The sequence below is a fragment of the Pseudomonas sp. B28(2017) genome, from assembly GCF_002113025.1.
Taxonomy (GTDB): domain Bacteria; phylum Pseudomonadota; class Gammaproteobacteria; order Pseudomonadales; family Pseudomonadaceae; genus Aquipseudomonas.
The window spans coordinates 121,089-147,912 of the sequence record NZ_NEJH01000003.1 but is presented as its reverse complement, the minus strand read 5'-3'; the positions used below and the strand labels follow the sequence as shown (position 1 = coordinate 147,912).

The window sequence follows — 26,824 nt, the reverse complement described above, 5'->3', positions numbered from 1 at the left end:
CAGAAAGGGCCTGTGCGGCCCTGTTCGTTCTGCCCCTACCCTACTCAGCCATCAACCGACGGGCAATGTTCGTCAGCAATCTTCCTTCAGATATCGAGCACCAACGGCTGCGCTCCCTGGGCCGGAATCGCACAGCAAATCAGCACGTGTCCGTCATCCGGAACCTCCGCTGGCGGCAGTGGGTAATGCACCTGACCGCTGATCAAGCGCGTCTTGCAGGTGCCGCAGGAGCCGCCGCGACAACTGAATTCCGGACGCAGGCCACGGCTTTCCGCTAACTCCAGCAAGCTGCCGCCCTCTGGCTGCCAGCGCGCTTCCTTGGCCGAGCGCTGGAATACCACCGGCACGGACGTGGCGGCGGCTGGCGGTTGCTCGATGACCACTGCATCAGGGTCCGGGCGCCGACGCAAGGTGGACGGGCCGAAGGTTTCGGCGTGAATCCGCGAGTCGCGAATGTCCAACTCGCGCAGGCCGTCGTACAGCGCCTGGGTAAAACTGCCGGGGCCACAGACGACAAAATCCGGCTGATCGTAGTCCTCGACTGTCAGCAGTTCCTTGAGCAGCGCGACGTCGATCCGCCCACAGAGGTCGAAGTCCTCTCCTTGTATCGCCCAGGCTTCCGGCTGGCTGAGCAAACGCACTAGCCGCACCGCGTCACCGGCGTCTTCGAGCAAGCGATCCAGTTCGTGGCGAAACGGCTGGTCGGCCAGCGTGCGCGAACTCTGGATAAACCATGTCGGGCGGATACGGCGGGTACGCAATCCCTGGTAAACCACCTCCCGCAGCATCGACAACAGGGGCGTGATGCCCACCCCGGCCGCCAGCAACACCAGTGGCCGACGCTCATGGGGCGCCACGGTGAAATGCCCTTGTGGCGCCCGCGCCTCCAGCAGGTCGCCGACACGAATCTGCTCATGCAAATGCGTAGACACCCGCCCGTCACGCTTCACGCTGATGCGGAAAAAATCATCGGACGGCGCACTCGATAAACTGTACGTGCGAATGTGCACATCACCGTCAATGTTGAAGCGCAGGGGCAAATGCTGCCCGGCCTGAAACAGTGGCAATCCGGCCCCATCGGCGGGCTCCAGGTAAATCGAGCGAATGTTGTGGCTTTGCGCTTCAATCCGCGCCACCCGCAACGGCCGCCATTGATCACCCAGAGCCTTGGCCTGCAAACGCGCCGTGGCCTGCTCCCATGTACCAGTGAGCAAACTGGTGGGTGACACGCCGTCGAAGCGCCAGCGCAACGCCAGGGCGGCCGGGCGCCGTACGACTTGCTCGACATCGATGGTCCACAGACGCTCGGCGCCCTGGAACGCCTCGACCTGCGGGCCCTCCAGGATGATTTCGGTGCGCCCGCTGAGCTGCAGCAAATCACCGGTATTGAAATCGATGAACAATAACCCGGCCCGGGGATTGAGCAGCAGGTTGCCCAAGGTGTTGAAATGCAGGTTGCCGGCGAAATCCGGAATGGTCAGGCGATTGCCTTCCACACGTACAAAACCGGTCTGGCCGCCACGGTGAGACACATCCACCGAGCGCTCGCCATCGACATCCACATAACTGGCAACGAAGAATGTGTCCGCTTCGGCGATCATGGCCTTGGCCGCATCATCCAGTTCGCTGAAATGTTGCGCGACACGCGTCGAAGGGTCGGCCAGTGGCACCGAGTGAAACTGGCGCAACTGAATGTACTGCGGGCAATTGCCGAAGGACTGATCCACCGCCACCGCGAAACCACCGGTTGTCATGGCACGAACATGCCCATTGATGCGATTGCGGCGACGGGTATGCAGCTCGATGCCCAGAAAGCCGATGGCCGAGCCGTCGCTCAACTGCGCAGGATCATCAAGTGCAGGCAGGCTGCGAAATTGCAGCAGGCCCGGTTCTGGCGATTGTGCGAAACCGGGCTGGCCTTCAAGGATACTGGCCCAGGGATGACCGTCGGCATCCACCGCTCCGTACAGCATGAACGGCAATTGCTGATAGAACGTGCGGTGCTGATCCGGCATCTCGCTGCGAATCACCTTACGACCGAACACCTCCATTCGTTCGGCAACGCCCACATGCGCCTGCAATTGTTTCTCGCCGGCATGCCAGGGTGAACGGTCCATACGGCTTCTCCCCTGCGCCACTGGCGCAGAACGGGGCGGCCCGGCAACTCCGGGCTGCGGGCATCAGGCAGTTTTTTGCAAACCGGCGATGGTGCGTGGCATGCCGACAAAACCCGGCAAGGCTTCGATGCGGGCCAGCCAGGCGCGAATGTTGGCGTACTCGTCCAGCGACACATTGCCCTCGGGCGCATGGGCGATGTAGCTGTAGGCCGCGACGTCGGCCACCGTCGGCTCGCTGCCAGCCAGGTACTGAGTATTGGCCAGTTCGTGATCGATCACTTTGAGCACGGTGTGAGCGTAGGCAATCACTTCTTCAGCGTTGTAAGGCGCGCCAAACACCGTGATCAGCCTTGCCCTGGCAGGACCGAAGGCAATCGGACCGGCAGCCACCGACAACCAGCGCTGGACCTTGGCGGCACCCACCGGGTCAGCCGGCAGCCAGCGACCGTTGCCGTACTTTTGCGCCAGATAAACCAGAATCGCATTCGAATCGGCCAACACCACGCCCTGGTCATCAATCACCGGCACCTGACCGAAAGCATTGAGCGCCAGGAACGCCGGTTGCTTGTGTTCGCCCTTGGCGAGGTCAACGAAGATCAATTCGGTCGGCAATTTCAGCAGGGACAGCATCAACTCGACACGATGAGCGTGGCCGGAACGTGGGAAGTTGTAGAGTTTGATCGCTTGCATGGTCGACACCTCGGGTGAGTGCTGCTGTTCAGGGGAGAGATGGGTCGTATCTTCTACCCTCAACCAAAGCAACAGAATCACCAGCAAACGCAATCCATTATTTCACCGGGTGAAATAACTCAACGCTTGAGCGCTGGATGCTCGCGCAGCGTGTTCACCGCGAAATCAACAAAACTGCGCACTCGGGCCGGCGCTTTACGTCCGCCCTGATAGACCACATGGATGGGCAACGGCGGCAGTTCGAAGTCCGCCAGAATGATTTCCAGCTCTCCGGCAGCCACCTTGCTCGCGACTTGATAAGACAGCACCCGCGTGAAGCCCAATCCCAAGCTGGCCGCCGTGATGGCTGCCTGATTCGCTGTCACCACCAGCCGCGGTTCAGCCCGCACGCTCAAGGTTTCGCCGTCGTCAATGAATGGCCAACTCCGCAGCTGGCCTATGGCCGATGTCGCAATGATTGGCGCGTGGGCCAGTTCCTGTGGGTGCCGGGGCCGACCATGGCTGGCCAGAAACCGTGGCGAGGCGCAGATCACCCGCCGCACGTCACCCACACGGATCGCATGCTGATTACTGTCAGGGAGTTCGCCAATGCGGATGGCCACATCGACACCCTCCTCGACCACGCTCACCACCCGGTCCACCAACAGCGCGTTGATGCAGACTTCGGGGAATTGCGTCAGGTAGCTCACCATCAGCGGCGTGACAAACAGCTCGCCAAACAAAACCGGAGCGGTGATGGTCAGTTGCCCACGAGGATGGATGTGGCTGCCCGCTGCCGAGTCCTCGGCTTCCTGCACCTCGGCAAGAATTCTCCGACAGTCCTCCAGATATCGCTGACCGGCCTCACTCAAATACACGCTGCGCGTCGTGCGCGTAAGCAGTTGCGTACCAATGCGCTTCTCCAGCGCCGCCACCGCCCGGGTGACACTGGCCGCCGACAGACCCAAACGCCGCGCCGCCGCCGAAAAACCCTGTTCCTGGGCGACGGCAGCGAAGACCAGCATTTCCTGGAAGCGGTCCATAGGCATGTCCTCATTTCAGATAGATAAATCGCAACCGAAGGCCGGAATGTCAGGCGCAGGCGTTCAACAATTTAGTTGGGCGCCCGACCATCAAGTAAATCAATGGGCTACTGCACTCTAGCGCTTCCACTGTAAAAACGAAGCGTGTCACAACCCTCAAAGAGCGGCCCGGGGATTATTGATAATTATTGAGGATTATTTTCTTGCGGCGGGTGAGACAGTTCGCAATTATCCGGCCCCGTCCGCTGCAAGGGCTAATGCCTGACAGGGAAAAAGCGCCATTGGCTTGGCTCCCCACCCGTTTCCAGGCAAGGGCTCGTCAGCGGACTCCATCCACTGCAGCGCAATTCCAGCCTGTGTAAACAGGCGGAATATACGACTGCTCCTATACTACAAACCACCCTGTTACCTATTGAGTCTTAGTAGGTACCTCGTTGAATTTTCCCTACATGAAATAAGGCGTTAGTTGAGAACACTTGGACAGCTGTCCATCGATTCTGCTTTCAAGATTCACTGAGTAGGGAAGAGTGAACTTCAACTAGCTGGCTAATCTGATGACACGCAGGGAGTTCGAGAATGCTGCGCACAAACATTTCCGCAAGAGCACTGTCCGGTGGTTTGCTCGATGTACTGATACGCGCCGGGTTGATTACCGTGCTGGTGCTGTTCTGCTTCCAGATCTTCCACCCATTCCTCAACCTCATGCTCTGGGCGGTGATCCTGGCCATCACCCTGTATCCGCTGCATGCGCTCATCAAGCGTAAGCTGGTCAACAAGGACGGTCATGCCGCCACCCTGATCGTGGTGGTCGCCCTGGCCTTGCTGATGGTGCCGATCTATCTGCTGGGCACCTCGATCAGTGAGTCGGTACAGGGCGCGCTGGCGATCCTCAAGTCCGATACGCTGCAGATTCCGCTCCCCAGCGAAAAGGTCGCTTCCCTGCCGCTCATTGGCAAACCGCTCTATGGCTACTGGATGCAAGCCGCCACCGATATGAGCAGCGTGCTGATGAAGCTGATGCCGTATCTCAAGTCCGTCGGCCTGACCTTGTTGGGCAAAATGGCCGACGTGGGCGTGGGCTTCCTGTTGTTCATCGGTGCCCTGATCATTGCCGGTGTGCTCATGGCCTATGGCGAAAACGGCCAAAGAAGCACACTGGCCATCACCTCGCGCCTTTCCGGACCTGAGCGCGGCCCGCGCATCACCGAGCTGTGCACGGCAACCATCCGCGCGGTCGCCCAAGGCGTGGTTGGCATCGCGTTTATCCAGATGCTGCTGGTGGGCGTGGGCTTCGTCCTCATGGGCGTCCCCGGTGCCGGCCTGCTGGCGATGGTTGCGCTGTTGATGGGGATTATGCAATTGCCAGTGCTGCTGGTGACCCTTCCGGTGATCGCCTATGTCTTCGCCACCGAAGGGACCAGCCTGGCCACTATCGTGTTTGCTATCTACAGCCTGATTGCCGGGATGGCCGATAACGTCCTCAAGCCATTGATGCTGGGTCGTGGCGTCGATGTCCCGATGCCGGTGATTCTGATTGGCGCCCTGGGCGGCATGGTGAGCGGCGGCTTCATTGGTTTGTTCATCGGGCCGGTCGCGCTGGCGGTGGGTTACCAACTGTTCTGGCAATGGGTCCAGGACCAACCGTCCGCCGAGGTACAGAACGAGACACCGCAAATCGAGGCACTCGACGATCAGCGTCCCCTCTGAGGAGTTTGCGCTTGATGCCACGCCCTGCTCGCATCAGCCGGCTGCTGATCTGCGGGACCGTCGTCCTGGGGGGCTGCGTGCAACTGGGTCCGGATTTCCAGTCACCGGCCCAGCCCTGGATCGAACACTGGAACAGCCCGGCCCTGGAAATCGCCGGGCAAAAACGCGCGCAACCGGATAGCCGCCAATGGTGGCATGTGTTCGACGACCCGGTTCTGGACCACTTGATTGCCGAAGCCGATGCTCATAACGCCGACCTGCAGGTCGCTGGCCTACGGGTCATGGAGTCCCGCGCACAATTGGGCATTGCCCTGAGTGGACGCTACCCACAATTGCAGCAGGCCAGCGCCGACAGCCTGTACCTGAACCGTCGACAATCGGGCGGTGCCAACCCTCAGGACACACATTTCTGGCAATACAGCGCCGGCTTCGATATCGGTTGGGAACTGGATTTCTGGGGGCGTTTCAGCCGAGCCATCGAGTCTGCCGACGCGTCCTGGTTTGCCGCCCAGGCCAACTATGAAAATGTCCTGGTGCTGTTGCACGCGCAACTGGCGCAAACCTACTACGCCCTGCGCACCGCCGAGGCACGCCTGCACATCGCCCGCAGTAACGCCACCTTGCAAAAACGCAGCTACGAGATCACCGAGCGCCTGTTCAAAAGCGGGGCCGAAGCCGAACTCGACCTGCAACAGGCCAAGACCCAGTACCTGGGCACCCTGAGCACCATCCCGGACTTCGAGAGTCAGGTGGCGAGTTTGCGCAACGCGTTGTCCACCCTGATCGGCCAGCCTCCCGGCTCGATCCCTGACCTGGATCGCAACACTGGTGTGGTGCCACTGCTCGATGCTGCGGTCTTACAGGATGTGCCGGCCAACCTGCTGGTGCGGCGCCCCGATGTTCGCGCTGCCGAGCTGCAAGTGGCGGCGCAATCGGCGTTGATCGGTGTGGCCGAGACCGATCTGTACCCATCCATCAGCCTGCTGGGCAGCATCGTCTGGTCCGCCAGCTCGCTCAACGGTGCGTCCAATACCCTCGACCTGGTGGCAGGCCCCAGCCTGCGCTGGGACATCTTCGACCATGGCCGGATCACCAACAACGTCCGCGTGCAGGATGCGCGCTTGCAGCAGTTGATCGTTGTCTACCAGGACAGTGTGCGCCAGGCCGCCCGCGAGGCTGACGATGCTGCAACAGGCTTGATCAAGGCGCTGGAGCGTGACCGGATCCTCAGCGATGCATCGGTGGCCGCCGAACGTTCGGTGACCCTGGCCAATACCCAATACCGCGAAGGCTATTCGGATTTCCAGCGCGTGCTGGACGCCCAGCGCGCCCTGTTTGCCCAACAGGATATCTACCTGGTGAACCGTGGCACCGCCGTCAACAGCCTGATCGCCCTTTACAAGGCCCTCGGCGGCGGCTGGTACAGCGACCAGCCGATGATCGACCCGGCCACCCGCAAACAGATGCAACAACGAACCGACTGGGGCGATCTGCTCGACGAACCGAAGGAAAGTGCCCATGAGTGACAGCCAACAACCGGCCGCCGAGAACGCCTCGGCCCCCACCGCCGACCCGGCCAAAAAGGCGATCAACTGGGTCGTGCTGCTGATCATCCTGAGCCTGGTCTGGTACTTGATGGCCGACCGTTACACCCCCTACACGCAACAGGCACGGGTGCAGGCCTTCATTGTGCCGGTAGCAGCCGAAGTATCCGGCCGGGTGACCAAGGTGCACGTACGCAACAACCAGGACGTCAAGGCCGGCGAATTGTTGTTTGAAGTCAATCCGGAGCAGTACCAGATTGCCGTCGACCGCGCCCGCGCCGACCTTGAGTCGACCCGTCGCCAGGTGGGCGCCAACACTGCCGGTGTCGAGTCCAAGCAAGCGTCACTGCGCGCGTCCCAGGCCAATGAGCTCAAGGCACGCCAGGACATCCAGCGGCTCGAACGCCTGTACCGCGAAGACCCGGGCACCATCTCGCTACGACGCCTGGAAATATCCCGTGCCACCCTGGAAGAGTCCATCAGCCAGGTCGCCGCGGCCAAGGCCGAAGTGCAACGTGCACGCGAACAACAGGGTGGTAATGAAGCAGAGAACGCCCAGTTGCTCAGCGCCGCCAGCAATCTTGAAAAAGCCGAGCTGGACTTGAGCAATACGAAAATCCACGCGCGTTCGGCCGGCCTGATCACCGATTTGCGCACCGATGTCGGCCAGTTCGCCTCCGCCGGTGCGCCGGTGATGACCCTGATCGCCATCCACGATGTCTGGATCAGCGCCGACATGACCGAAAACAACCTGGGAAGTGTCCAGCCCGGGACGCCGGTGTCCATCGTCCTCGACGCCCTGCCGGGGAGAATTTTCAAAGGCCATGTGCGCAGCGTCGGCTATGGCGTCGAAGTCGGTCAGAGCACCCAGCCGGGCAGCCTGCCGAAAGTGGAGAACAGCCGCGATTGGCTACGTCCTGCCCAGCGATTTCCGGTCATCATCGAGTTCGAACCGGGTGAGCTGACCAGTCCCCAGGGCATCCGTGCCGGCGGCCAGGCCGAAGTCATGGCGTTCCCGAGTGAAGGGAACCCGCTGAATATCCTGGGTCGCCTGTTCCTGCGCCTGATGAGCTGGATGTCCTATGCGTATTGAGCGCCCGGCCCGCGTTCAGCGCGCCCTGCGCCTTGGCTTCGGCACTGCGCTGTGCCTGGCGGCGAGCTTCGGCCTGGCTTTGCCTATCCCATTCCTCGCGCCGATGCTGGCGTTGATGATGCTGGCAGCGATGAACCGACCGTTGCCGTTCAAGGCCAGCCTGGGCCTGGTCCTGATCCTGCTGCTGACCACCGGGAGCGGCCTGCTGCTCATTCCCCTGCTGCGTTACTACCCGTTCACTGGCGTGCTGCTGGTCGGACTGTGTCTGTTCCTGGCATTCGGTTATGGCCTGCGTGGCGGGAACCCGCTAGTGGCGACTTTCCTGGTGGTGGGCCTGACCTTGATCAGTGCGGCCGGAACCGCTGAATTCTCCCTGGCGCTTGAGGTGATCGTAGCCCTGGTCAAGGGCCTGTTCCTGGCAGTCTCGACGCTGACTATCAGTCATTGGCTGTTTCCCGACCCCGCCAGTGCCCCAGCGGCCAAACCCGGCCCGAGCCTTTCTCCAATCGAAAGCGGTTGGCTGGCGCTACGTGCCACGCTGGTGGTGCTGCCAACTTTCCTGCTGGCCATGGTCGACCCGGCCAGCTACCTGCCGATCATCATGAAAGCCGTCAGCCTCGGCCAACAGAGCTGCGCCACCAGCGCCCGCACCGCCGGCCAGGAATTGCTCGGCTCGACCCTGCTCGGTGGCCTGATGGCGATTGTTTTCTGGTGCGCGCTGAGCCTGTTCGTCAACCTGTGGATGTTTTTTCTGTGGATGTTGCTGTTCGGCCTGCTGGTGGCCAGAAAACTCTACGGCCTGGCCCGGAGCCGGCAGCCGCCAGGGTTCTGGCTCAACAGCCTGGCGACCCTGATCATCCTGCTCGGCCAATCGGTACAGGACAGTGCGGCGGGCAAGGACGTCTACACCGCCTTCGCCATCCGCATGGGGTTGTTCATTCTGGTGACCTTGTACGCCTGCGCCATGGTCCATTTGCTCGATAGGCGGCGGCAACGGCGCATTATTTCCGCCTAGAAAAAGCCCCCCCTGAGTAGGGTGGAATCAGATAATAAAGTCTGTCTCACCAGAAGCAGAGAATCCGCAGCCTTGTAGCGGTCAACTAATCCCGCTCGCGGGCTGTGGGTTCAGATAAATGTCGATCAATCATAATCAGTTGTGGAAGCTACTGATTCCATCTCAATTTTTACGCTATTATGGACAAATTTTTTCCTCCAGCCAAAACTACAAAATGCCCCGCAGACCACCCACAGTCTTGCCCCAGGAATTGCATCTGCTCTCCGAATTAGGAGATCGGCTCCGATATGCCCGTAAACGGCGCAAGCTCAGCAATGCTGTGGTGGCGCAGATGGCCGGAATTTCGCGAACCACGCTCTACAAGGTTGAGGCAGGGCATCCTGGCGCCACCATGGGGGCGTACGTACGTGTGTTAGTTGCCCTGAGTTTAGAAAGTGACCTCAACCATGTTGCCGCCGATTACAAGGCGCAGGACTTGACGCTAACCTTACCGTCGACGCCCATCCCCGCCATTTCAATCCTTCCAACCCTCTCCACAACTGAATCCTGAAACCATGTCCAACCACTCTGCCGCACTCGATATAGGTGCCAAACTCTGGTCACTGTGTCACGTGCTGCGCGACGACGGCGTTACCTACCACCAGTACCTAGGCGAATTGACCTACCTGCTTTTCCTAAAAATGATGAAGGAAACTCGTCAGGAAGATCGGCTCATGGTTTGGAAACCAATCGTGCCCAAAAAGAGCTCCCCTAAAGTTGAACAGCCAGGCACGCGCTGGAACGACCTTATCTGCGCCTCTGCGTCGGACCGATTGGCCATCTACAAAGAGATGTTACTGGACTATGGTCTATACGGCCGGGGAGCCGTACAGGAGATCTACGCCAACGCTAATACGTTCATTACCAAGCCCACTACGTTGAGCAAGCTCGTGACCGACATAGACAGTCTAGACTGGTACAACGTAAATCGTGATGACCTAGGAGATCTGTATGAAGACCTGCTGGAGCGTAATGCTGGTGAGAAAAAAAGCGGTGCCGGCCAGTACTTCACTCCTAGGCACTTGATCGACAGTATTGTCGCTGTGATGAAGCCTCAGCTGGGAGATGTGATTCAAGATCCAGCAGCGGGCACCTGCGGCTTTCTAATCGCGGCCAACAATTTCCTAAAGCAGCACAATGACTTTGGCAGTCTCAGCGACGAAGCACAGAATAAGTACAGCCACCAGACATTTCACAGTATGGAATTGGTGCAAGACACACATCGCTTAGCTCTGATGAATATGCTCCTTCACGGAATCGACGGTGGAGTGACCTATGGCGACACGCTAAGTGATGATTATAAAAAACTGCCGCCAGCTACACTGATTCTTTCGAACCCACCTTTCGGTACTAAGAAAGGCGGCGGACTTCCCACACGAAGCGATCTAGCATTTGACACGAGCAACAAGCAACTCGCCTTCTTACAACATATCTATCGTGCACTAGTGCCGGGTGGGCGTGCCGCTGTGGTGCTTCCAGATAACGTGTTATTCGAGAGCAATGTTGGCACGGACATTCGTCGAGAGCTGATGGATAAGTGCAATCTGCATACTATCCTGCGCTTGCCCACTGGTATTTTTTACGCCCACGGTGTAAAGACCAACGTACTGTTTTTTACCCGTTGCGAAACCAACAAAGACAGCACAAAGGAAGTGTGGATCTACGACATGCGCGCCAATATGCCTCAATTCGGCAAACGCACACCCTTTACGCGCGACTACTTTCGTACGGCTCAAGATGCCCCGACTGCACAGGCCCGCGACAAGTTCGAGGACGTATTCGGTGACGATCCGTGCGCTGGTTCCGCAGCGCTAGCAAAGCGCGTAGATACGGGGGAATACGGTCGCTGGCGCCGATTCTCGCGTGAGCAGATTGCATTGCGCGGCGACAACCTCGACATAAGCTGGCTCAAAGACGACAGTGCCGACACTGCCCAGAAGAAAGAAGAGCAACCGGCCACAGTGGCAGCCTTGATTCTGTGTGAACTGAATGCAGCGGTGAGCGATTTACTTACCCTGATTGCAGATCTGGGCGAAAATCCTGATGCGTTGATTGATGACCTCTCCAATGATCAGCAGTTTGCCGCCATGATGGCCGAAGCGCAGCCATGAAATGGAATGATTTACCCCACAGCGGAATTAATACATGGACCCGATAAGCCCTGAGCTTCCGAGTGGGTGGACTCGCGCAGCATTGAGTGACATCACCGATGTGCCCGATCAATACATTCCCCAAGATGATGAGTCATTCGTTTACATTGACATCGGCGCCATCGATCGGACTGCAAAGGTCATCCAAAACCCTCAGCGAATGCTAGGCAAAGATGCTCCGAATCGTGCTCGCAAGAAAGTCGCAGCTGGCGATACCTTGGTATCTATGACTCGCCCGAACTTGAATGCAGTTGCGTTGGTCCCGGAGATTTTTGACGGACAGATTGCATCGACGGGTTTCGATGTACTAAGGCCACGAGCAGGAATCGACCCCCGCTGGCTAGCTTATACAGTGCGGACTGACGCGTTTGTAAACGCGATGTCTGAGCTGGTGCAGGGCGCGCTGTATCCGGCCGTACGTTCAAAGGACGTGCGCAGCTATGTCACGCCGCTCGCCCCCGAGGCAGAGCAAAAACGAATCGCCGACCAATTAGATATCCTTCTATCCCGTATCCAAAGCTGCAATGAGCGACTGGATTCCATCCCAGCGATGCTCAAACGGTTTAGGCATACGGTATTGAGGGCGGCGACTACGGGGGATCTCACTGAAGAAATCAGAGCCGAGAGAAATTGGTCGTCTACATGGCCCGCTCAGCCGCTCACAAGCTTGGGCGAGATCGGACGGGGTAAGTCAAAGCACAGACCAAGAAACGATCCCCGCCTTTACGGTGGTGTGTACCCATTTGTGCAGACAGGAGATGTTGCACAGTCTGGCGGTCTCATCACGAAGCACCATCAGACGTATAGCGAATTCGGCTTGCTGCAGAGCCGCTTATGGCCTGCTGGAACGTTGTGCATAACGATCGCAGCTAACATCGCAGACACAGCCATTCTTGAATACCCTGCATGCTTTCCAGATAGCGTTGTCGGCTTTGTCGCAAACCCTTCCGAATGCCTAGTTGAGTTCGTGAAATGGTCCATCGATGTGGTAAAGGACGATCTGGAAGCGCTCGCTCCTGCAACGGCCCAAAAGAACATCAATCTAGCAGTTCTTAAAAGCGTAATGATTTCGTGCCCTTCGTTGGAGGAGCAGACTGAAATCGTCCGGCGGGCCAAAGAGCTACTGTCTATCGCCGACCAGATCGAGAGCCGCTACGGTGCTGCTATCACGCTGTCCCGCCAGCTAGCGCCGTTGACGCTAGCCAAGGCTTTTCTTGGCGAGTTGGTTCCACAAGATCCCACCGACGAGCCTGCAAGCGCTTTGCTTGCCCGAATCGCGGCAACACACGCCGAGGTAGCTAATAGCCCTAAGGCCCGTCAACCACGACAGAGTCGTCCACCTCGTATACCAAACAAAGCCGCAGCCATGACAAAAAACCGCCAAGACCAAGACGTAATGGGCCAGCCCTATTTAGCCGAACATCTACTCCGTATGGGCGCACCGGCCAGCGCCGGAGCGCTGTTCAAGGTGGCTGAATTACCTGTGGGGGACTTTTACAAACAGCTGGCATGGGAGGTGGCACAGGGTCATGTGAAGGAAAACGAGACCATGCTGGAGCCTAATCATGCGGCTGGATAAGGTTTACATTGATGGCTTCAAGAATTTGAAGCAGTTAGAGGTGGACTTCGACGAGCGACATCTCACGACGGTACTTATCGGACAGAACGGTGCCGGGAAGTCCAATTTAATCGAGGCGATCACCCAGGTCTTCCGCTGGGTTGATATGCGGCGCAATGAGCCGCGGTTCCGTTACCGAGTGGAATACCGTATTCAACCCCAAGGCCGAACGATATCCAATCCACCGAGAGTGAGTTTGAGCAACTTACCGGATGAGCCTGCAATCAGTGTCAACGGCAAAGAGATCAAGAGAACCGATTTCGAGAAGCGGAAGTCGGAGTGGTTTCCAGACCTGGTGTTTGGCTACTACTCTGGCGGCAGTCGCCGGCTGGAGTCGCTGTTCGACAGTCACCAGCGCCGCTATTACGATGACGTGAAGCTGGAGGATGACGATAAAAAGGTGGCGCAAGCTCAAGTAGCCAGGCGACTGTTCTACTGTCGCCCAATCCACGGAGTATTGGCTCTGATGGCGTTGTTCGCCTTCCCAGATAAAAAAGTCACTTCCGAACTCGCTACTCGACTAGGCATCACCGGATTTCACTCTCTTCTGGCATTGTTTCGCGAGCCTTGGTTCGCAAAAGGCAAGAAGGCCCTGGCTGAGGACTTATGGGGAGCCGGCGGTCCGGCCGGTCGCGCGGCCCGGCAGTTCAAGAACTTTGCGTTTCACCCCATTTCCTTGGAGGGTAATTCTGTAGACGACTACCGAGATAAGAAACAAGTCGAATCCCAGTACGCAACCTTCCTGACTTCGCTACAAAGTCTCAAGCGGATGGCAGAACTCTTCAAGGATGAACGCGAGATGTTCTATGCCTTGGAAGCGATGGATATTTCCGACCTAATCCGCGAAATACAGGTTTGGGTGACACGCAGTAACGATGCCAGCGGCGACGTTGGCTTTGCCGACCTGTCAGATGGTGAGCGGCAGCTACTAATGGTGTTAGGCCTCATTCGTGTGTCGCGTGGTAAGCGCACACTGTTTTTGCTGGATGAGCCCGACACCCATCTGAATCCACATTGGCAACATAGCTACCTGAACTTAATCGAAGAATGGACAGGGATCACAGCTGAGAAAAATCACTGCCATATCGTGCTGACTTCTCACAATCCCCTGACGATTTCGGCCCTGTCTCGTGATGAAATACGAGTGATTACGCAGGCTTCAGATGGAAAAGTCACCGCGTCTGCGCCGTACGCCGATCCAAAAGGCATGGGATTCACTGCCACGCTCACTGAAATTTTTGGAATGCCGACAAGTCTCGATATCGAAACGCAACGTTTGGTAGACGATCGAAATGCTCTGGCTCAGGCGCCTCATAAATCGGACGCTGATGAACGACTACTGATTCAACTAAACGACGATCTTGCACGCCGTGGATTCCTTTTCGAGGACCGTGAACCGCTGTATCAGGACTTTCTGCTAGCTTGGCATGATGTGCGGTACGCTGACCGCCCTCCCTTGTCCCCTGGAGAGATCGAGCGTCGACATGAAGGTATGAAAATGCTGATCGAGAAGTTAACCAAGGAGGGGGCCAAGCCTTGATATTTGTTAGGAATGATCCGGGCGTAATCCCGCCAAAGCTATTAGCTGTCGCTGCTAGAGCACAAGCTGAACTGGAAGAGAAGCCGCAGGCAGAGCGAAAGACATTCATCGAAAAAAAAGCACATATTTGGCGGGCATTCGCGAAGCATCTAGCCAAAATGTCTTACGGTAAATGCTGGTATTCCGAAAGTAACGATCCACAATCATTTTTTGATGTGGACCACTTTCGTCCAAAGAAAGCCGCTAAGCGTACTGACGCCCGAGAAGACGATGGTTATCCCTGGCTAGCGTTTTCATTCGAGAACTTCCGATACTCTGCTGGCCGATCCAACCGGCTGAGTACTGATGAGGCCACAGATCAAACCGTTGGAAAAGGGAGTTGGTTTCCACTAATGGAAGGTAGTCCGTGTGCCTCTTGGGATAGCCGATTCCTTGGCCATGAAAGGCCAGTACTACTAGACCCAACTGTAAGAAGTGATGTGGCGCTGATCGACATAAATGCCGACGACGGGCGAGCCGTGGCAAGCGAGACTTGCTTGGGGCAGGCTAAGCAACTCCGAGCCAAAATATCCATTGAGTTGTATGGTCTAAATCTCGGCAATCTAGTAACAGCTCGCAAGCGTGTGATGCGAGAGGTGGAGAACAACTATAGGAACTTGATGGACATCGTTGGCGCGGACGTCGACATGGCGGCTGTGGATAGGCTTCAGGAGCAAATGCGTTCGGCCACGATGTCTAGTGCGCCATATGCACGCGCTGCCAGGGCAAAAATGTTCGCTATGGGGGCGGGGCCGTTCTGCGCTCAACCCGAAGACATTGCGCCTTAAATTAAGCAACCTGTATCCGCTTTGGGCAGGAGGCCGTCTTTTGGGTCATCGGATAGGGCGATGGCCGTGACCTATTCCTGTTAAGCGCGGTCAAGCAGTTACGCTGGTCACACCTTATGTATCGAAAATAGCGAGTGTATGCAAAAGACATAAACTCGCTAATTTCGATACAAATTCCCTTGAAACCAATAAAATCAGAACCTTGCCGCTCGCGACGGCAGGCCGCTAGCTAGCGGTCGACGCTATTGAAAAACTCGCTCCAGCTCGGGCACCGTAGGAATAAAGCCGACTTTTTCAACAAAATCGTCCGGAAGCGGTCATTCGCCAAGCATATTGCGAGGCAATGCAATCTTGATACATCCAGCCGGAGAGCACTGTGCCTATCAACCGCCCTATGGCGTTCGACATGTATAAAACCCACGTCCAGCGATCCACCGTCTTCCTTGGCATAGGACACGATCAGATAGCTGTGCAACGACGAGTTCACCGCGAACAGCACACCAAAGACCATTAGTCCTCCGAACAGCACCGCCTACTACAACAGCTCGGATGGGACTGCTCGCCAGGCCCGTTTTTATTGCCGCAGCTTTCGTTTTAGAAACCTTTGGGGAATCCATACTGCTTGGCGTGCTGTGCGGATTTCTTTCACTGTGCTTCATTACCAGTTTGCTGCTACCGACGACTCAAGAAAGTCAATAATTGATGCCGTTACTTTAGGGGCAGACCCGATCAAAATTCGTCGATAGGCAAATCCGACTGTATATCTAGCTTTTCAGCTTAACCCACAGAACACCAATGTCTTCTGGTGTAGACAATTTATAGTTCAGCTTAACTTTCTGCCGAGAATATTCATTATAACTGTTGAAGATCCCCTCACCTTCAGAACTATCCATGAGTACTCCTTCACCCATAGGGTCAAACTCAAAATAGTCGGTATGTTGTGCTTTAAACCGGTCTTTATAGGAGACGACTAAATATCTCTTAATGCCACCTATAACGTGTTTATCCTCACTATCATACTTTTTGGAGAAAGCATTTAGCCTGTCTTCCAAGAGGTCTGTATTTTCTATATCTTGGTATAGCACAAAATCTTTGTCGCTACCATCAACCCATGTGACGTTTGGGAAATACCCCTCTAGGGGTATAAGAGTTTTATTGAGATGCGAGTTTTTTTTGTAAGTTTCGCTCATTGGAACAACCTGCAGCTCTCGCAGCTCTAAAAACGCTATAGGGACAGCACGCAACTCGTACATCGCATCACCGGAGTTAGTAACCTCCAATTTGTCCTTTCGAACTCCACTTTCCGAAGCTACAAATTTAAAACGAGCTTTTATATTTGGAAGATAAGGGAGTGTAGCAATCCTTTGAGCATCGTTTGCTAAGGACAACTGGGCTTTGGCTATAAAGTTAGCGTTAATCGAAACCATGATAGCCATAATCGCTAGCAGTACAGAAACACAAGTCTCAAAATAAATCTTGTTATCCGTGAGAAAATTTTTCATTTCTACTCTCCATTGATCGATACCGTAAAGCACGTATTGATCACTATTGAAAATTCATTATTTTATGAATTTTCAATAGTAAGACTACCAACTCCAGCCATAATCAATAAAACACCATACTAGAAAACACCTTCAACAGATCCACTGCAAGTTATTGTTTCGCTAGCAAAGATTGGCTTCTCATCGTACCCACGGCCTACTTGGTAAGATGCCCATGTTGTTGCATGGGGAAAGTACATTGACTGAACCCCGATCCAATCTAAAAACTCCTTAAAAGACGAAAAAAGCATTAGTACCATATCAAAAAGAAGCCATTCGTTGACTGCCAATACTTGGTGACCTTGTAACCACCAATCCATGGTAAAGATCATAAAACGCTTGGCCATTTCGGGAGATGAGTCTTTATATCTATCACCAATCTGATTACGCCATCTTGGTTTATCACACCCATCGGCAATCAGTCGACGTAAGATGGCCTTATGCGCGATAGAGCTTGTGACGCGAAAGCCATAAGTAAGGACATCTAGGTAGAGCGTAGCTTTTTTTAACTCGAAAACATTTTCATTGACAGTCACTTCGCTTTCTAAGATAGATTTTCCGCAAGGACATCCATTCCATAAAACATAAGAGCTATGAGAACTTAAAAAACAGTTTTTTACAGAACTGGCAATCCCGCACAAGCAAAACATTATGTACAGCACAGACTTTACACAACACTTTATGGCTACGCCGCCAGTACGAATAACCTCCATTTTCTAAATCATCTTTTACGCACTCGACACTCAGAGCAATGGCTTGATCTTTAACGTAAACATCAAGACTACAGTCATCCCTATTTTTGTAATGTGTCCGCAGATAGGCTCGGCCTACGCGATGCATCAGTAAGGCCGTTTTAAAATAACTAGTGTGTAAACGTAGTAGTTTGTTAAATCCGTAACAGCCTGTCCAGCCCAATGCGGACGCGATGAGAATGAGATCGCTCTTTCACTAATATTTTCCATTTATAAGTTTAAGTTGGTCTTCGCTGTATATTTCCTGACGTAAAACAAGCCGATTCCTTGAGACAAATGAATTCAGAGCTTCATCGTCTTGAATTTTTAAGATAACTTCACTTTCTTGCGAACTAAGCGCTCCTAACCGCGACACTGCACTTAAAGGCAAAAATCCAAATGTGGAGTCACCAGAGGCGGGTTGCGTCGGCTGCGGGGAGGGTCGCCTGTGTGTGACCCTCCGACCAGTGAGACAGTTTTTATTATCGCGAGACAGACTTTATTGTCTGAAAGCAGGGGTTTTTCATTGTGGATAACTTATTCCACGGTGACCGATTTCGCCAGGTTGCGCGGCTGGTCAACGTCGGTGCCTTTGAGTACGGCAACGTAGTACGACAGCAGCTGCAGCGGGATGGTGTAGAGAATCGGCGACAGGATGTCGTGGATGTGCGGCATGTGCACCACGTGGGTGCCTTCACCGTTGGTCATGCCGGCTTTCTCGTCAGCAAAGACGATCAACTGACCACCACGGGCGCGGACTTCCTGAAGGTTGGACTTCAACTTCTCCAGCAGTTCGTTGTTCGGTGCCACGGTCACCACTGGCATGTCGTTATCCACAAGCGCCAACGGACCGTGTTTCAGCTCGCCGGCCGGATAGGCTTCAGCGTGGATATAGGAGATTTCCTTGAGCTTGAGTGCCCCTTCCATCGCTACCGGGAACTGCGCGCCACGGCCGAGGAACAGCGTGTGGTGTTTCTCGGCGAACAGTTCGGAGATTTTTTCCACGGTGCTGTCCATGGCCAGCGCCTCACCCAGACGGGTTGGCAAACGACGCAGTTCTTCGACCAGCGTCGCTTCGACACCTTTGTCCAGAGTGCCACGAACCTGACCCAGGGAAAGCGTCAGCAACAACAGGCCAACCAGTTGAGTGGTGAAGGCTTTGGTCGATGCCACACCGATTTCGCGACCGGCCTGGGTCAACAGGGTCAGATCGGATTCACGCACCAGCGAGCTGATACCGACGTTGCAGATCGCCAGGCTGGCGAGGAAGCCCAGCTCCTTGGCGTTGCGCAGCGCGGCCAGGGTGTCGGCGGTTTCGCCGGACTGGGAAATGGTCACGAACAAGGTGTCCGGCTGCACCACCACCTTGCGGTAGCGGAATTCGCTGGCGACTTCGACCTGGCACGGAATGCCAGCCAGCTCTTCGAGCCAGTAACGCGCGACCATGCCGGCGTGGTAACTGGTGCCACAGGCGACGATCTGTACGTTACGCACTTTGGCGAACAACTCGGCCGCCTGTGGGCCGAATGCCTGTACCAGCACCTGGTTCTGGCTCAGGCGACCTTCCAGGGTGCGCTGCACCACGGACGGTTGCTCGTGGATTTCCTTGAGCATGAAGTGGCGGAACTCGCCCTTTTCAGCGGCTTCGGCGCCGTCGCGATATTGCACGGCCTCGCGCTCGACGGCCTTGCCGTCAACGTCCCAGATCTGCACGCTGTCGCGGCGGATTTCGGCGATATCGCCTTCTTCCAGGTACATGAAACGGTCGGTGACCTGACGCAGGGCCAACTGGTCGGATGCCAGGAAGTTTTCCCCCAGACCCAGGCCGATCACCAGCGGGCTGCCGCTGCGGGCCGCAACCAGGCGATCCGGTTGCTGCGCGCTGATCACTGCCAGGCCGTAAGCACCGTGCAACTCTTTGACGGTCGCCTTGAGGGCCACGGTCAGATCGCGCAGATCCTTGAGTTTGTGGTTCAGCAGGTGCGCGATGACTTCGGTGTCGGTGTCCGAGGTGAACACATAGCCCAGGGCCTTGAGTTGTTCACGCAGGGCTTCGTGGTTTTCGATGATGCCGTTGTGCACCACTGACAGGTCACCGGAGAAATGCGGGTGGGCATTGCGTTCGCACGGTGCACCGTGGGTGGCCCAGCGCGTGTGGGCGATGCCCAGACGACCGACCAGCGGCTCGGTGGCCAATGCCTGCTCCAGCTCACTGACCTTGCCCGGACGACGCAGGCGTTCGAGTTTTTCATCGTTGGTGTAGACCGCCACGCCAGCGCTGTCATACCCACGGTATTCGAGACGTTTCAGGCCTTCGACGAGGATGGCGGTGATATTACGTTCTGCGACTGCGCCGACAATTCCACACATGCTATTTCTCCTGACTGACAGCCGCGCAAACCAAAGTGATGCCGCGGGCCTGAATCTGATCGCGAGCCTCAAGTGGCAGGCGTTCATCGGTAATAAGGGTATGGACGCTGCTCCAGGGCAGCTCCAGGTTGGGAATCTTGCGGCCGATCTTGTCGGCCTCCACCATCACGACCACTTCACGGGCGACTTCGGCCATGACCCGGCTCAGTCCGAGCAGTTCGTTGAAGGTAGTTGTACCGCGAACCAGATCGATGCCATCGGCGCCGATAAACAGCTGGTCGAAATCGTAGGAGCGCAGTACCTGCTCGGCAACCTGCCCCTGAAAGGACTCGGAATGCGGGTCCCAGGTGCCACCGGTCATCAACAGCACCGGTTCGTGCTCAAGTTCGCTCAGGGCATTGGCGACGTGCAGCGAGTTGGTCATCACCACCAGACCGGGTTGCTGCCCGAGTTCCGGGATCATGGAGGCGGTGGTACTGCCACTGTCGATAATGATGCGCGCATGCTCGCGGATCCGCGCGACGGCGGCACGGGCGATGGCTTGTTTGTACTTGGAAACCGGCTGACCCAGGTCGGCCACCAGCTCCTGAGGCATGGTGATCGCCCCGCCGTAACGACGCAGCAACAGGCCATTGCTTTCAAGTGCCGCCAGATCCTTGCGGATCGTAACTTCTGACGTTTCGAAGCGCTTGGCCAACTCATCCACACTGACTTCGCCCTGCTGATTGAGCAAGGCGAGGATGTTGTGACGACGCTGAGGTGTGTTGCGCTTCGACATGAGCTGGTAAGTTTCGTTTCGAAAGATATCGGAAGCAATCAGAACCTATCAGCGAAACTTCGTCAAGCGCCATGCGATAAAAAGAGCTGTGGATAACCTGTAGGAGCGAGCTCGGCTCGGGGCGGCGTTCCGACGATGGACTTAGAGGCGCAGCTTTTATTCAGACTGACCTCGTCATCGTTGACGTCCATCGCGAGCAGGCTCGCTCCTGCAAGGGATTGTGGATAACTCAGCCCTTCTTGATTTTCTCCGGCCGCTTCCAGCCATCGATGTTCTTCTGGCGAGCACGCCCAATCGCCAACTGGGATTTATCCACAGTCGAGGTAATGGTCGAACCGGCCGCAGTGGTCGCGCCATCCGAGATATCCACAGGCGCTACCAACGAGTTGTTGGAACCAATGAACACATCTTCGCCCAACACGGTTTTCCACTTGTTGGCGCCGTCGTAGTTGCAGGTGATGGTGCCGGCACCGATGTTGGTGCGCGCGCCCACTTCGGCATCGCCCAGGTAAGTCAGGTGACCGGCCTTGGCGCCTTCGCCCAAGTGGGCGTTTTTCAGCTCGACGAAGTTACCCACATGCGCCCTGGCTTCCAGCACGCTACCTGGACGCAGACGCGCGAACGGGCCGGCATCGCTGCCTTCACCCAGAATGGCACCTTCGATATGGCTGTTGGCCTTGATGACCACGCCTTTGCGCAGGGTGCTGTCCTTGATCACGCAGTTCGGGCCGATCACCACGTCATCCTCAATGACGACCTTGCCTTCGAGAATCACGTTGATGTCGATGAGTACGTCGCGCCCGACCGTGACTTCACCACGAATGTCGAAACGAGCCGGGTCGCGCAGCGTCACACCTTGAGCCATCAAACGACGAGCGGCGCGCAATTGATAATGCCGCTCCAGTTCGGAAAGTTGCTTGCGGTCGTTGGCACCCTGCACTTCCATGGCGTCGTGCGGTTGCTCGGTGGCCACCACCAGACCATCGCTCACTGCCATGGCAATGATGTCGGTCAGGTAGTACTCACCCTGGGCGTTGTTGTTGGACAGACGGCTCATCCAGTCGCCAAGACGGGCAAAAGGCAGCGCCAGAATGCCGGTATTGCCTTCGGTGATCTGGCGTTCGGCGTCATTGGCATCTTTCTGTTCGACGATGGCCGCAACCTTGCCAGCGGCATCACGAACAATACGGCCGTAACCGGTCGGGTCATCCAGTTCGACGGTCAGCAAGCCCAACTGCTGTGGACCCACCTGCTTGAGCAGGCGCTGCAGGGTGTCGACTTCGATCAACGGCACATCGCCGTAGAGCACCAGCACGGTGTCGGACTCAATGAACGGCACTGCTTGAGCGACGGCATGACCGGTGCCCAGCTGTTTATCCTGCAGGACGAAGTTCAGGTCATCCGCCGCCAGGCGTTCGCGTACGGCATCGGCACCATGACCGATCACCACATGAATGCGCTGTGGATCAAGTTGCCGGGCGCTGTGGATAACATGACCGAGCATGGAGTTGCCGGCAATCGGGTGCAAGACTTTCGGCAAAGCAGAACGCATGCGCGTGCCTTGGCCAGCAGCGAGAATAACGATTTCGAGAGACATGACTGGCTACCAATCCTGGGTGGTCAGCGGCTGCGACCGGGTTGTAAAAATCGGAAAAGAAAAAAGGGTAGCCGAGGCTACCCTTTTTAATCAATCACACAACAAGTGCAGCCTTAATGGCCGAACTTCTTGCGGATCTGCTGGACGGTGCGCAGCTGAGCTGCAGCCTCGGCCAGGCGTGCGGCAGCAGAACCGTAGTCGAACTCCCCGCCTCTGTCGTGCAGAGCCTTCTCGGCAGCCTTGACGGCTTCCAGAGCGGAGGCTTCGTCCAGGTCGGCAGCACGTTGCACGGTGTCGGCAAGAACCTTGACCATGTTCGGCTGAACCTCGAGGAAACCACCGGAGATGTAATACACCTCCTCTTCCCCACCCTGCTTGACCAGGCGGATCGGACCTGGCTTCAGATTAGTGATCAGCGGCGCGTGACCCAGGGCGATACCAAGATCACCCAGTGCACCGTGCGCAATCACCATCTCGACCAGACCGGAAAAGATTTCCCCTTCCGCGCTGACGATGTCGCAATGGACTGTCATAGCCATCTGATTGCCTCAACCTAAATGAACGCCCGTTGCCGGGCGCCGGGATTACAGTTTCTTGGCTTTCTCGATCGCTTCTTCGATGCCGCCAACCATGTAGAACGCTTGTTCTGGCAGGTGGTCGTAGTCACCGTTGAGGATGCCTTTGAAGCCAGCAATGGTGTCTTTCAGGGAAACGTATTTGCCTGGAGAACCAGTGAAGACTTCAGCCACGAAGAACGGCTGCGACAAGAAGCGCTGGATCTTACGAGCACGGTTTACCAACTGCTTGTCAGCTTCCGACAGCTCGTCCATACCCAGGATCGCAATGATGTCCTTCAGTTCCTTGTAACGCTGCAGAACGTACTGTACACCGCGAGCGGTTTCGTAGTGATCGTTGCCGATCACGTTCGGGTCCAGCTGACGCGAAGTCGAGTCCAGTGGGTCTACCGCCGGGTAGATACCCAGGGAAGCGATGTCACGGGACAGAACGACGGTGGCGTCCAAGTGGGCGAAGGTGGTCGCTGGCGACGGGTCGGTCAAGTCGTCCGCTGGTACGTATACCGCCTGGATCGAAGTAATCGAACCTTGCTTGGTCGAAGTGATGCGCTCTTGCAGCACGCCCATCTCTTCAGCCAGGGTCGGCTGGTAACCTACCGCCGAAGGCATACGGCCCAGCAGTGCGGATACTTCGGTACCGGCCAGGGTGTAACGATAGATGTTGTCGACGAACAGCAGAACGTCGTTACCTTCGTCACGGAACTTCTCGGCCATGGTCAGACCGGTCAGGGCTACGCGCAGACGGTTTCCCGGCGGCTCGTTCATCTGACCGTAAACCAGTGCCACTTTGTCCAGAACGTTGGAATCCTTCATCTCGTGGTAGAAGTCGTTACCCTCACGAGTACGCTCACCCACACCGGCGAACACGGAATAACCGCTGTGCTCGATGGCGATGTTACGGATCAGTTCCATCATGTTTACGGTTTTGCCTACACCGGCACCACCGAACAGACCAACCTTACCACCCTTGGCGAACGGGCAAACCAGGTCGATAACCTTGATGCCGGTTTCCAGCAGGTCGTTGCCGCCTGCCTGCTCTGCGAACGACGGCGCAGCGCGGTGGATGCCCCAACGCTCTTCGGTTTCGATCGGGCCAGCTTCGTCGATCGGGTTGCCCAGTACGTCCATGATCCGGCCCAGGGTCGCTTTACCGACCGGTACGGAGATGGCTGCGCCAGTGTTGTTGACGTCCAGACCGCGCTTCAAGCCTTCGGTCGAGCCCATCGCAATGGTACGAACCACGCCGTCGCCCAGCTGCTGCTGAACTTCCAGAGTGGTTTCGGCGCCTTGAACTTTCAAGGCGTCGTAGATGCTCGGTACGCTGTCGCGTGGAAATTCCACGTCGATAACGGCGCCGATGATTTGAACGATACGTCCGCTACTCATAGCTGGATCCTCTGAATATTTGAACCGTTAAACCGCGGCAGCGCCGCCGACGATTTCCGAGATCTCTTGGGTGATCGCAGCCTGACGCGCCTTGTTGTAGACCAGCTGCAATTCGCTGATCAAATCACCGGCGTTGTCGGTAGCGTTCTTCATCGCGATCATCCGCGCAGCTTGTTCAGCTGCGTTGTTCTCGACCACCGCCTGGTAGACCTGCGACTCCACGTAACGCACCATCAAGCCGTCAAGCAGCTCTTTGGCGTCCGGTTCGTAGAGATAGTCCCAGTGGTGCTTGAGTTCCTGATCCGGGGTTGCCACCAGTGGAATCAACTGCTCCACGGTAGGCGTTTGCGTCATGGTGTTGACGAACTTGTTGGACACCACGGACAGGCGGTCAATACGGCCGTCCAGATAGGCATCCAGCATCACCTTGACGCTGCCGATCAAATCGTTGATCGACGGCTCTTCACCCAGGTGACTGATAGCTGCAACGACGTTACCGCCGAAGTTGCGGAAGAAAGCCGCACCCTTGCTACCAACCACACACAGATCGATCTCGACGCCGTTTTCGCGGTTTACCGCCATGTCCTTGACCAGAGCCTTGAACAGGTTGGTGTTCAAGCCACCACACAGACCACGGTCACTGCTCACTACGACATAACCGACGCGTTTTACTTCACGGTCGATCATGAACGGGTGGCGATATTCCGGGTTGGCGTTGGCCAGATGACCAATAACCTGGCGGATGCGCTCCGCATAAGGACGGCTAGCAGCCATGCGCATTTGTGCCTTGCGCATTTTGCTGACCGCCACTTTTTCCATGGCGCTGGTAATTTTTTGCGTGCTTTTGATGCTCGCAATCTTACTGCGAATCTCTTTTGCGCCTGCCATGTAACACCTATCAGGTTAGCAAGCGGGAGCCTCGCGGCCCCCGCTGCGGCTTACCAGGTTTGGGTGGCCTTGAACTTCTCGATACCGGCTTTGAGGCCAGCGTCGATTTCGTCATTGAAGTCACCCTTCACGTTGATCTTCGCCATCAATTCGGCGTGATCGCGGTTGAAGTAAGCAATCAGCGCTTGCTCGAAGCTGCCGACTTTGGCGTTTTCAATGTCAGTCAGGAACCCACGCTCAGCGGCATACAGCGACAGCGACATGTCGGCGATCGACATTGGCGCGTATTGCTTCTGCTTCATCAGCTCGGTTACGCGCTGACCATGCTCAAGTTGCTTACGGGTCGCTTCGTCCAGGTCAGAAGCGAACTGGGCGAATGCCGCCAGTTCACGGTACTGAGCCAGAGCGGTACGGATACCACCGGACAGCTTCTTGATGATCTTGGTCTGAGCGGCACCACCCACACGGGATACCGAAACACCGGCGTTCACTGCAGGGCGGATGCCCGAGTTGAACATGGCCGACTCCAGGAAGATCTGACCGTCGGTGATGGAAATCACGTTGGTCGGAACGAACGCAGAAACGTCGCCAGCCTGGGTTTCGATGATCGGCAGTGCGGTCAGGGAACCGGTTTTGCCGGTCACTGCGCCGTTGGTGAACTTCTCTACGTACTCTTCCGAAACGCGGGATGCGCGCTCCAGCAGACGGGAGTGGAGATAGAACACGTCGCCTGGGTAAGCTTCACGACCTGGTGGACGGCGCAGCAGCAGGGAAATCTGGCGGTAAGCCACTGCTTGCTTGGACAGATCGTCATAAACGATCAGCGCGTCTTCACCGCGGTCGCGGAAGAATTCGCCCATGGTGCAACCGGAGTACGGAGCCAGGTATTGCAGCGCAGGAGATTCCGAAGCACTGGCAGCCACGATGATCGTGTTGGCCAGGGCGCCGTTTTCTTCCAGCTTGCGAACAACGTTGGCGATGGTCGATTGTTTCTGACCGATTGCCACGTATACGCAGAAAATGCCGCTGTTTTTCTGGTTGATGATCGCGTCGATCGCCAGAGCGGTTTTACCGATCTGACGGTCACCGATGATCAGCTCACGCTGGCCACGGCCGACAGGGATCATGGCATCGACAGCCTTGTAGCCAGTCTGTACAGGCTGGTCTACCGACTTACGCCAGATCACGCCTGGAGCAACTTTCTCGACCGCGTCGGTCTCGGTGTTGTTCAGCGGGCCTTTGCCATCAACTGGGTTACCCAATGCGTCGACAACGCGACCCAGCAGCTCCTTACCAACCGGAACTTGCAGGATGCGGCCAGTGCACTTGGCGCTCATGCCTTCAGCCAGACTGGTGTATGCGCCCAACACAACGGCACCTACGGAGTCTTGCTCCAGGTTGAGGGCCATACCGAAGACGCCGCCCGGAAACTCGATCATCTCGCCGTACATAACGTCGGCCAGACCGTGAATCCGCACGATACCGTCAGATACGCTGACGACAGTGCCTTCGTTACGGGCTTGGGAGGTCACATCGAGCTTTTCGATGCGGCCTTTGATAATTTCACTAATTTCGGAAGGATTGAGTTGCTGCATT

Annotated in this window: 21 protein-coding genes and 1 pseudogene; 9 read left to right on the top strand and 13 right to left on the bottom strand. The window is 56.5% G+C overall.

Annotated features, from left to right (window positions below):
• Positions 1-86 precede the first annotated feature (86 nt).
• The 3 genes from CAF65_RS09920 to CAF65_RS09910 form a co-directional block, all read right to left on the bottom strand.
• Positions 87-2,117 (bottom strand): pyridoxamine 5'-phosphate oxidase family protein, encoded by a 2,031-nt coding sequence (locus CAF65_RS09920; protein WP_085716133.1) that lies wholly within the window; start codon positions 2,115-2,117, stop codon positions 87-89.
• Positions 2,118-2,180: 63 nt separating this feature from the next.
• Positions 2,181-2,807, bottom strand: coding sequence for a glutathione S-transferase family protein (locus CAF65_RS09915; protein WP_085716132.1), 627 nt, complete (start codon positions 2,805-2,807; stop codon positions 2,181-2,183).
• A gap of 119 nt (positions 2,808-2,926) precedes the next feature.
• Positions 2,927-3,829, bottom strand: a complete 903-nt coding sequence (locus CAF65_RS09910) for a LysR family transcriptional regulator (RefSeq protein WP_085716131.1) — start codon at positions 3,827-3,829, stop codon at positions 2,927-2,929.
• A 576-nt stretch (positions 3,830-4,405) separates the two neighbouring features.
• Between CAF65_RS09910 and CAF65_RS09905 the strand changes: the two genes are divergently transcribed.
• The 9 genes from CAF65_RS09905 to CAF65_RS09865 all read left to right on the top strand — a co-directional run bounded on the left by CAF65_RS09905 (position 4,406) and on the right by CAF65_RS09865 (position 15,362).
• Positions 4,406-5,536, top strand: coding sequence for an AI-2E family transporter (locus CAF65_RS09905; protein WP_085716130.1), 1,131 nt, complete (start codon positions 4,406-4,408; stop codon positions 5,534-5,536).
• 14 nt (positions 5,537-5,550) lie between these two features.
• Complete coding sequence (locus tag CAF65_RS09900; RefSeq protein ID WP_085716129.1) at positions 5,551-7,062, top strand: efflux transporter outer membrane subunit; 1,512 nt, start codon at positions 5,551-5,553, stop codon at positions 7,060-7,062.
• Complete coding sequence (locus tag CAF65_RS09895) at positions 7,055-8,173, top strand: HlyD family secretion protein (protein WP_085716128.1); 1,119 nt, start codon at positions 7,055-7,057, stop codon at positions 8,171-8,173. Before CAF65_RS09900 ends, CAF65_RS09895 begins: the two co-directional genes overlap by 8 nt.
• Complete coding sequence (locus tag CAF65_RS09890; protein ID WP_085716127.1) at positions 8,163-9,188, top strand: DUF2955 domain-containing protein; 1,026 nt, start codon at positions 8,163-8,165, stop codon at positions 9,186-9,188. Before CAF65_RS09895 ends, CAF65_RS09890 begins: the two co-directional genes overlap by 11 nt.
• Positions 9,189-9,306: 118 nt before the next feature.
• Positions 9,307-9,738 (top strand): helix-turn-helix domain-containing protein, encoded by a 432-nt coding sequence (locus CAF65_RS09885; RefSeq protein WP_218191719.1) that lies wholly within the window; start codon positions 9,307-9,309, stop codon positions 9,736-9,738.
• A 4-nt stretch (positions 9,739-9,742) separates the two neighbouring features.
• Complete coding sequence (locus tag CAF65_RS09880) at positions 9,743-11,338, top strand: N-6 DNA methylase (RefSeq protein ID WP_085716125.1); 1,596 nt, start codon at positions 9,743-9,745, stop codon at positions 11,336-11,338.
• An 82-nt stretch (positions 11,339-11,420) separates the two neighbouring features.
• A complete protein-coding gene (locus tag CAF65_RS09875; RefSeq protein WP_218191718.1) occupies positions 11,421-12,956 on the top strand; it encodes a restriction endonuclease subunit S in 1,536 nt (511 codons plus the stop codon).
• A complete protein-coding gene (locus CAF65_RS09870) occupies positions 12,943-14,535 on the top strand; it encodes an AAA family ATPase (RefSeq protein ID WP_085716123.1) in 1,593 nt (530 codons plus the stop codon). The genes CAF65_RS09875 and CAF65_RS09870 overlap by 14 nt, the downstream gene beginning before the upstream one ends.
• Positions 14,532-15,362, top strand: a complete 831-nt coding sequence (locus CAF65_RS09865) for a hypothetical protein (protein WP_085716122.1) — start codon at positions 14,532-14,534, stop codon at positions 15,360-15,362. The genes CAF65_RS09870 and CAF65_RS09865 overlap by 4 nt, the downstream gene beginning before the upstream one ends.
• A 294-nt stretch (positions 15,363-15,656) precedes the next feature.
• On the opposite strand, the pseudogene CAF65_RS09860 reads toward CAF65_RS09865, so the two are convergent.
• The 10 genes and pseudogenes from CAF65_RS09860 to atpA all read right to left on the bottom strand — a co-directional run.
• Positions 15,657-15,891 (bottom strand): annotated as a pseudogene (locus CAF65_RS09860) (MFS transporter); the annotation flags it as partial.
• Between the two features lie 235 nt (positions 15,892-16,126).
• Positions 16,127-16,864, bottom strand: coding sequence for a hypothetical protein (locus CAF65_RS09855; protein WP_085716121.1), 738 nt, complete (start codon positions 16,862-16,864; stop codon positions 16,127-16,129).
• Between the two features lie 119 nt (positions 16,865-16,983).
• On the bottom strand, positions 16,984-17,616 hold the full coding sequence (locus CAF65_RS27890; RefSeq protein ID WP_143492091.1) for a hypothetical protein: 633 nt from the start codon (positions 17,614-17,616) through the stop codon (positions 16,984-16,986).
• A 555-nt stretch (positions 17,617-18,171) separates the two neighbouring features.
• Complete coding sequence (gene glmS, locus CAF65_RS09850; RefSeq protein ID WP_085716120.1) at positions 18,172-20,004, bottom strand: glutamine--fructose-6-phosphate transaminase (isomerizing); 1,833 nt, start codon at positions 20,002-20,004, stop codon at positions 18,172-18,174.
• A 1-nt stretch (position 20,005) separates the two neighbouring features.
• The gene (locus CAF65_RS09845) at positions 20,006-20,782 is read right to left on the bottom strand and encodes a DeoR family transcriptional regulator (RefSeq protein ID WP_085716119.1); all 777 of its coding nucleotides are present in this window, start codon (positions 20,780-20,782) and stop codon (positions 20,006-20,008) included.
• Positions 20,783-21,011: 229 nt separating this feature from the next.
• Positions 21,012-22,379 (bottom strand): bifunctional UDP-N-acetylglucosamine diphosphorylase/glucosamine-1-phosphate N-acetyltransferase GlmU, encoded by a 1,368-nt coding sequence (gene glmU, locus CAF65_RS09840; RefSeq protein WP_085716118.1) that lies wholly within the window; start codon positions 22,377-22,379, stop codon positions 21,012-21,014.
• 113 nt (positions 22,380-22,492) lie between these two features.
• A complete protein-coding gene (locus tag CAF65_RS09835; RefSeq protein WP_057397313.1) occupies positions 22,493-22,918 on the bottom strand; it encodes a F0F1 ATP synthase subunit epsilon in 426 nt (141 codons plus the stop codon).
• Positions 22,919-22,963: 45 nt separating this feature from the next.
• Positions 22,964-24,340 (bottom strand): F0F1 ATP synthase subunit beta, encoded by a 1,377-nt coding sequence (gene atpD / locus CAF65_RS09830; protein ID WP_085716117.1) that lies wholly within the window; start codon positions 24,338-24,340, stop codon positions 22,964-22,966.
• A 27-nt stretch (positions 24,341-24,367) separates the two neighbouring features.
• Complete coding sequence (gene atpG / locus CAF65_RS09825; protein WP_085716116.1) at positions 24,368-25,228, bottom strand: F0F1 ATP synthase subunit gamma; 861 nt, start codon at positions 25,226-25,228, stop codon at positions 24,368-24,370.
• Positions 25,229-25,278: 50 nt separating this feature from the next.
• Complete coding sequence (gene atpA, locus CAF65_RS09820) at positions 25,279-26,823, bottom strand: F0F1 ATP synthase subunit alpha (RefSeq protein WP_085716115.1); 1,545 nt, start codon at positions 26,821-26,823, stop codon at positions 25,279-25,281.
• Position 26,824 lies beyond the last annotated feature (1 nt).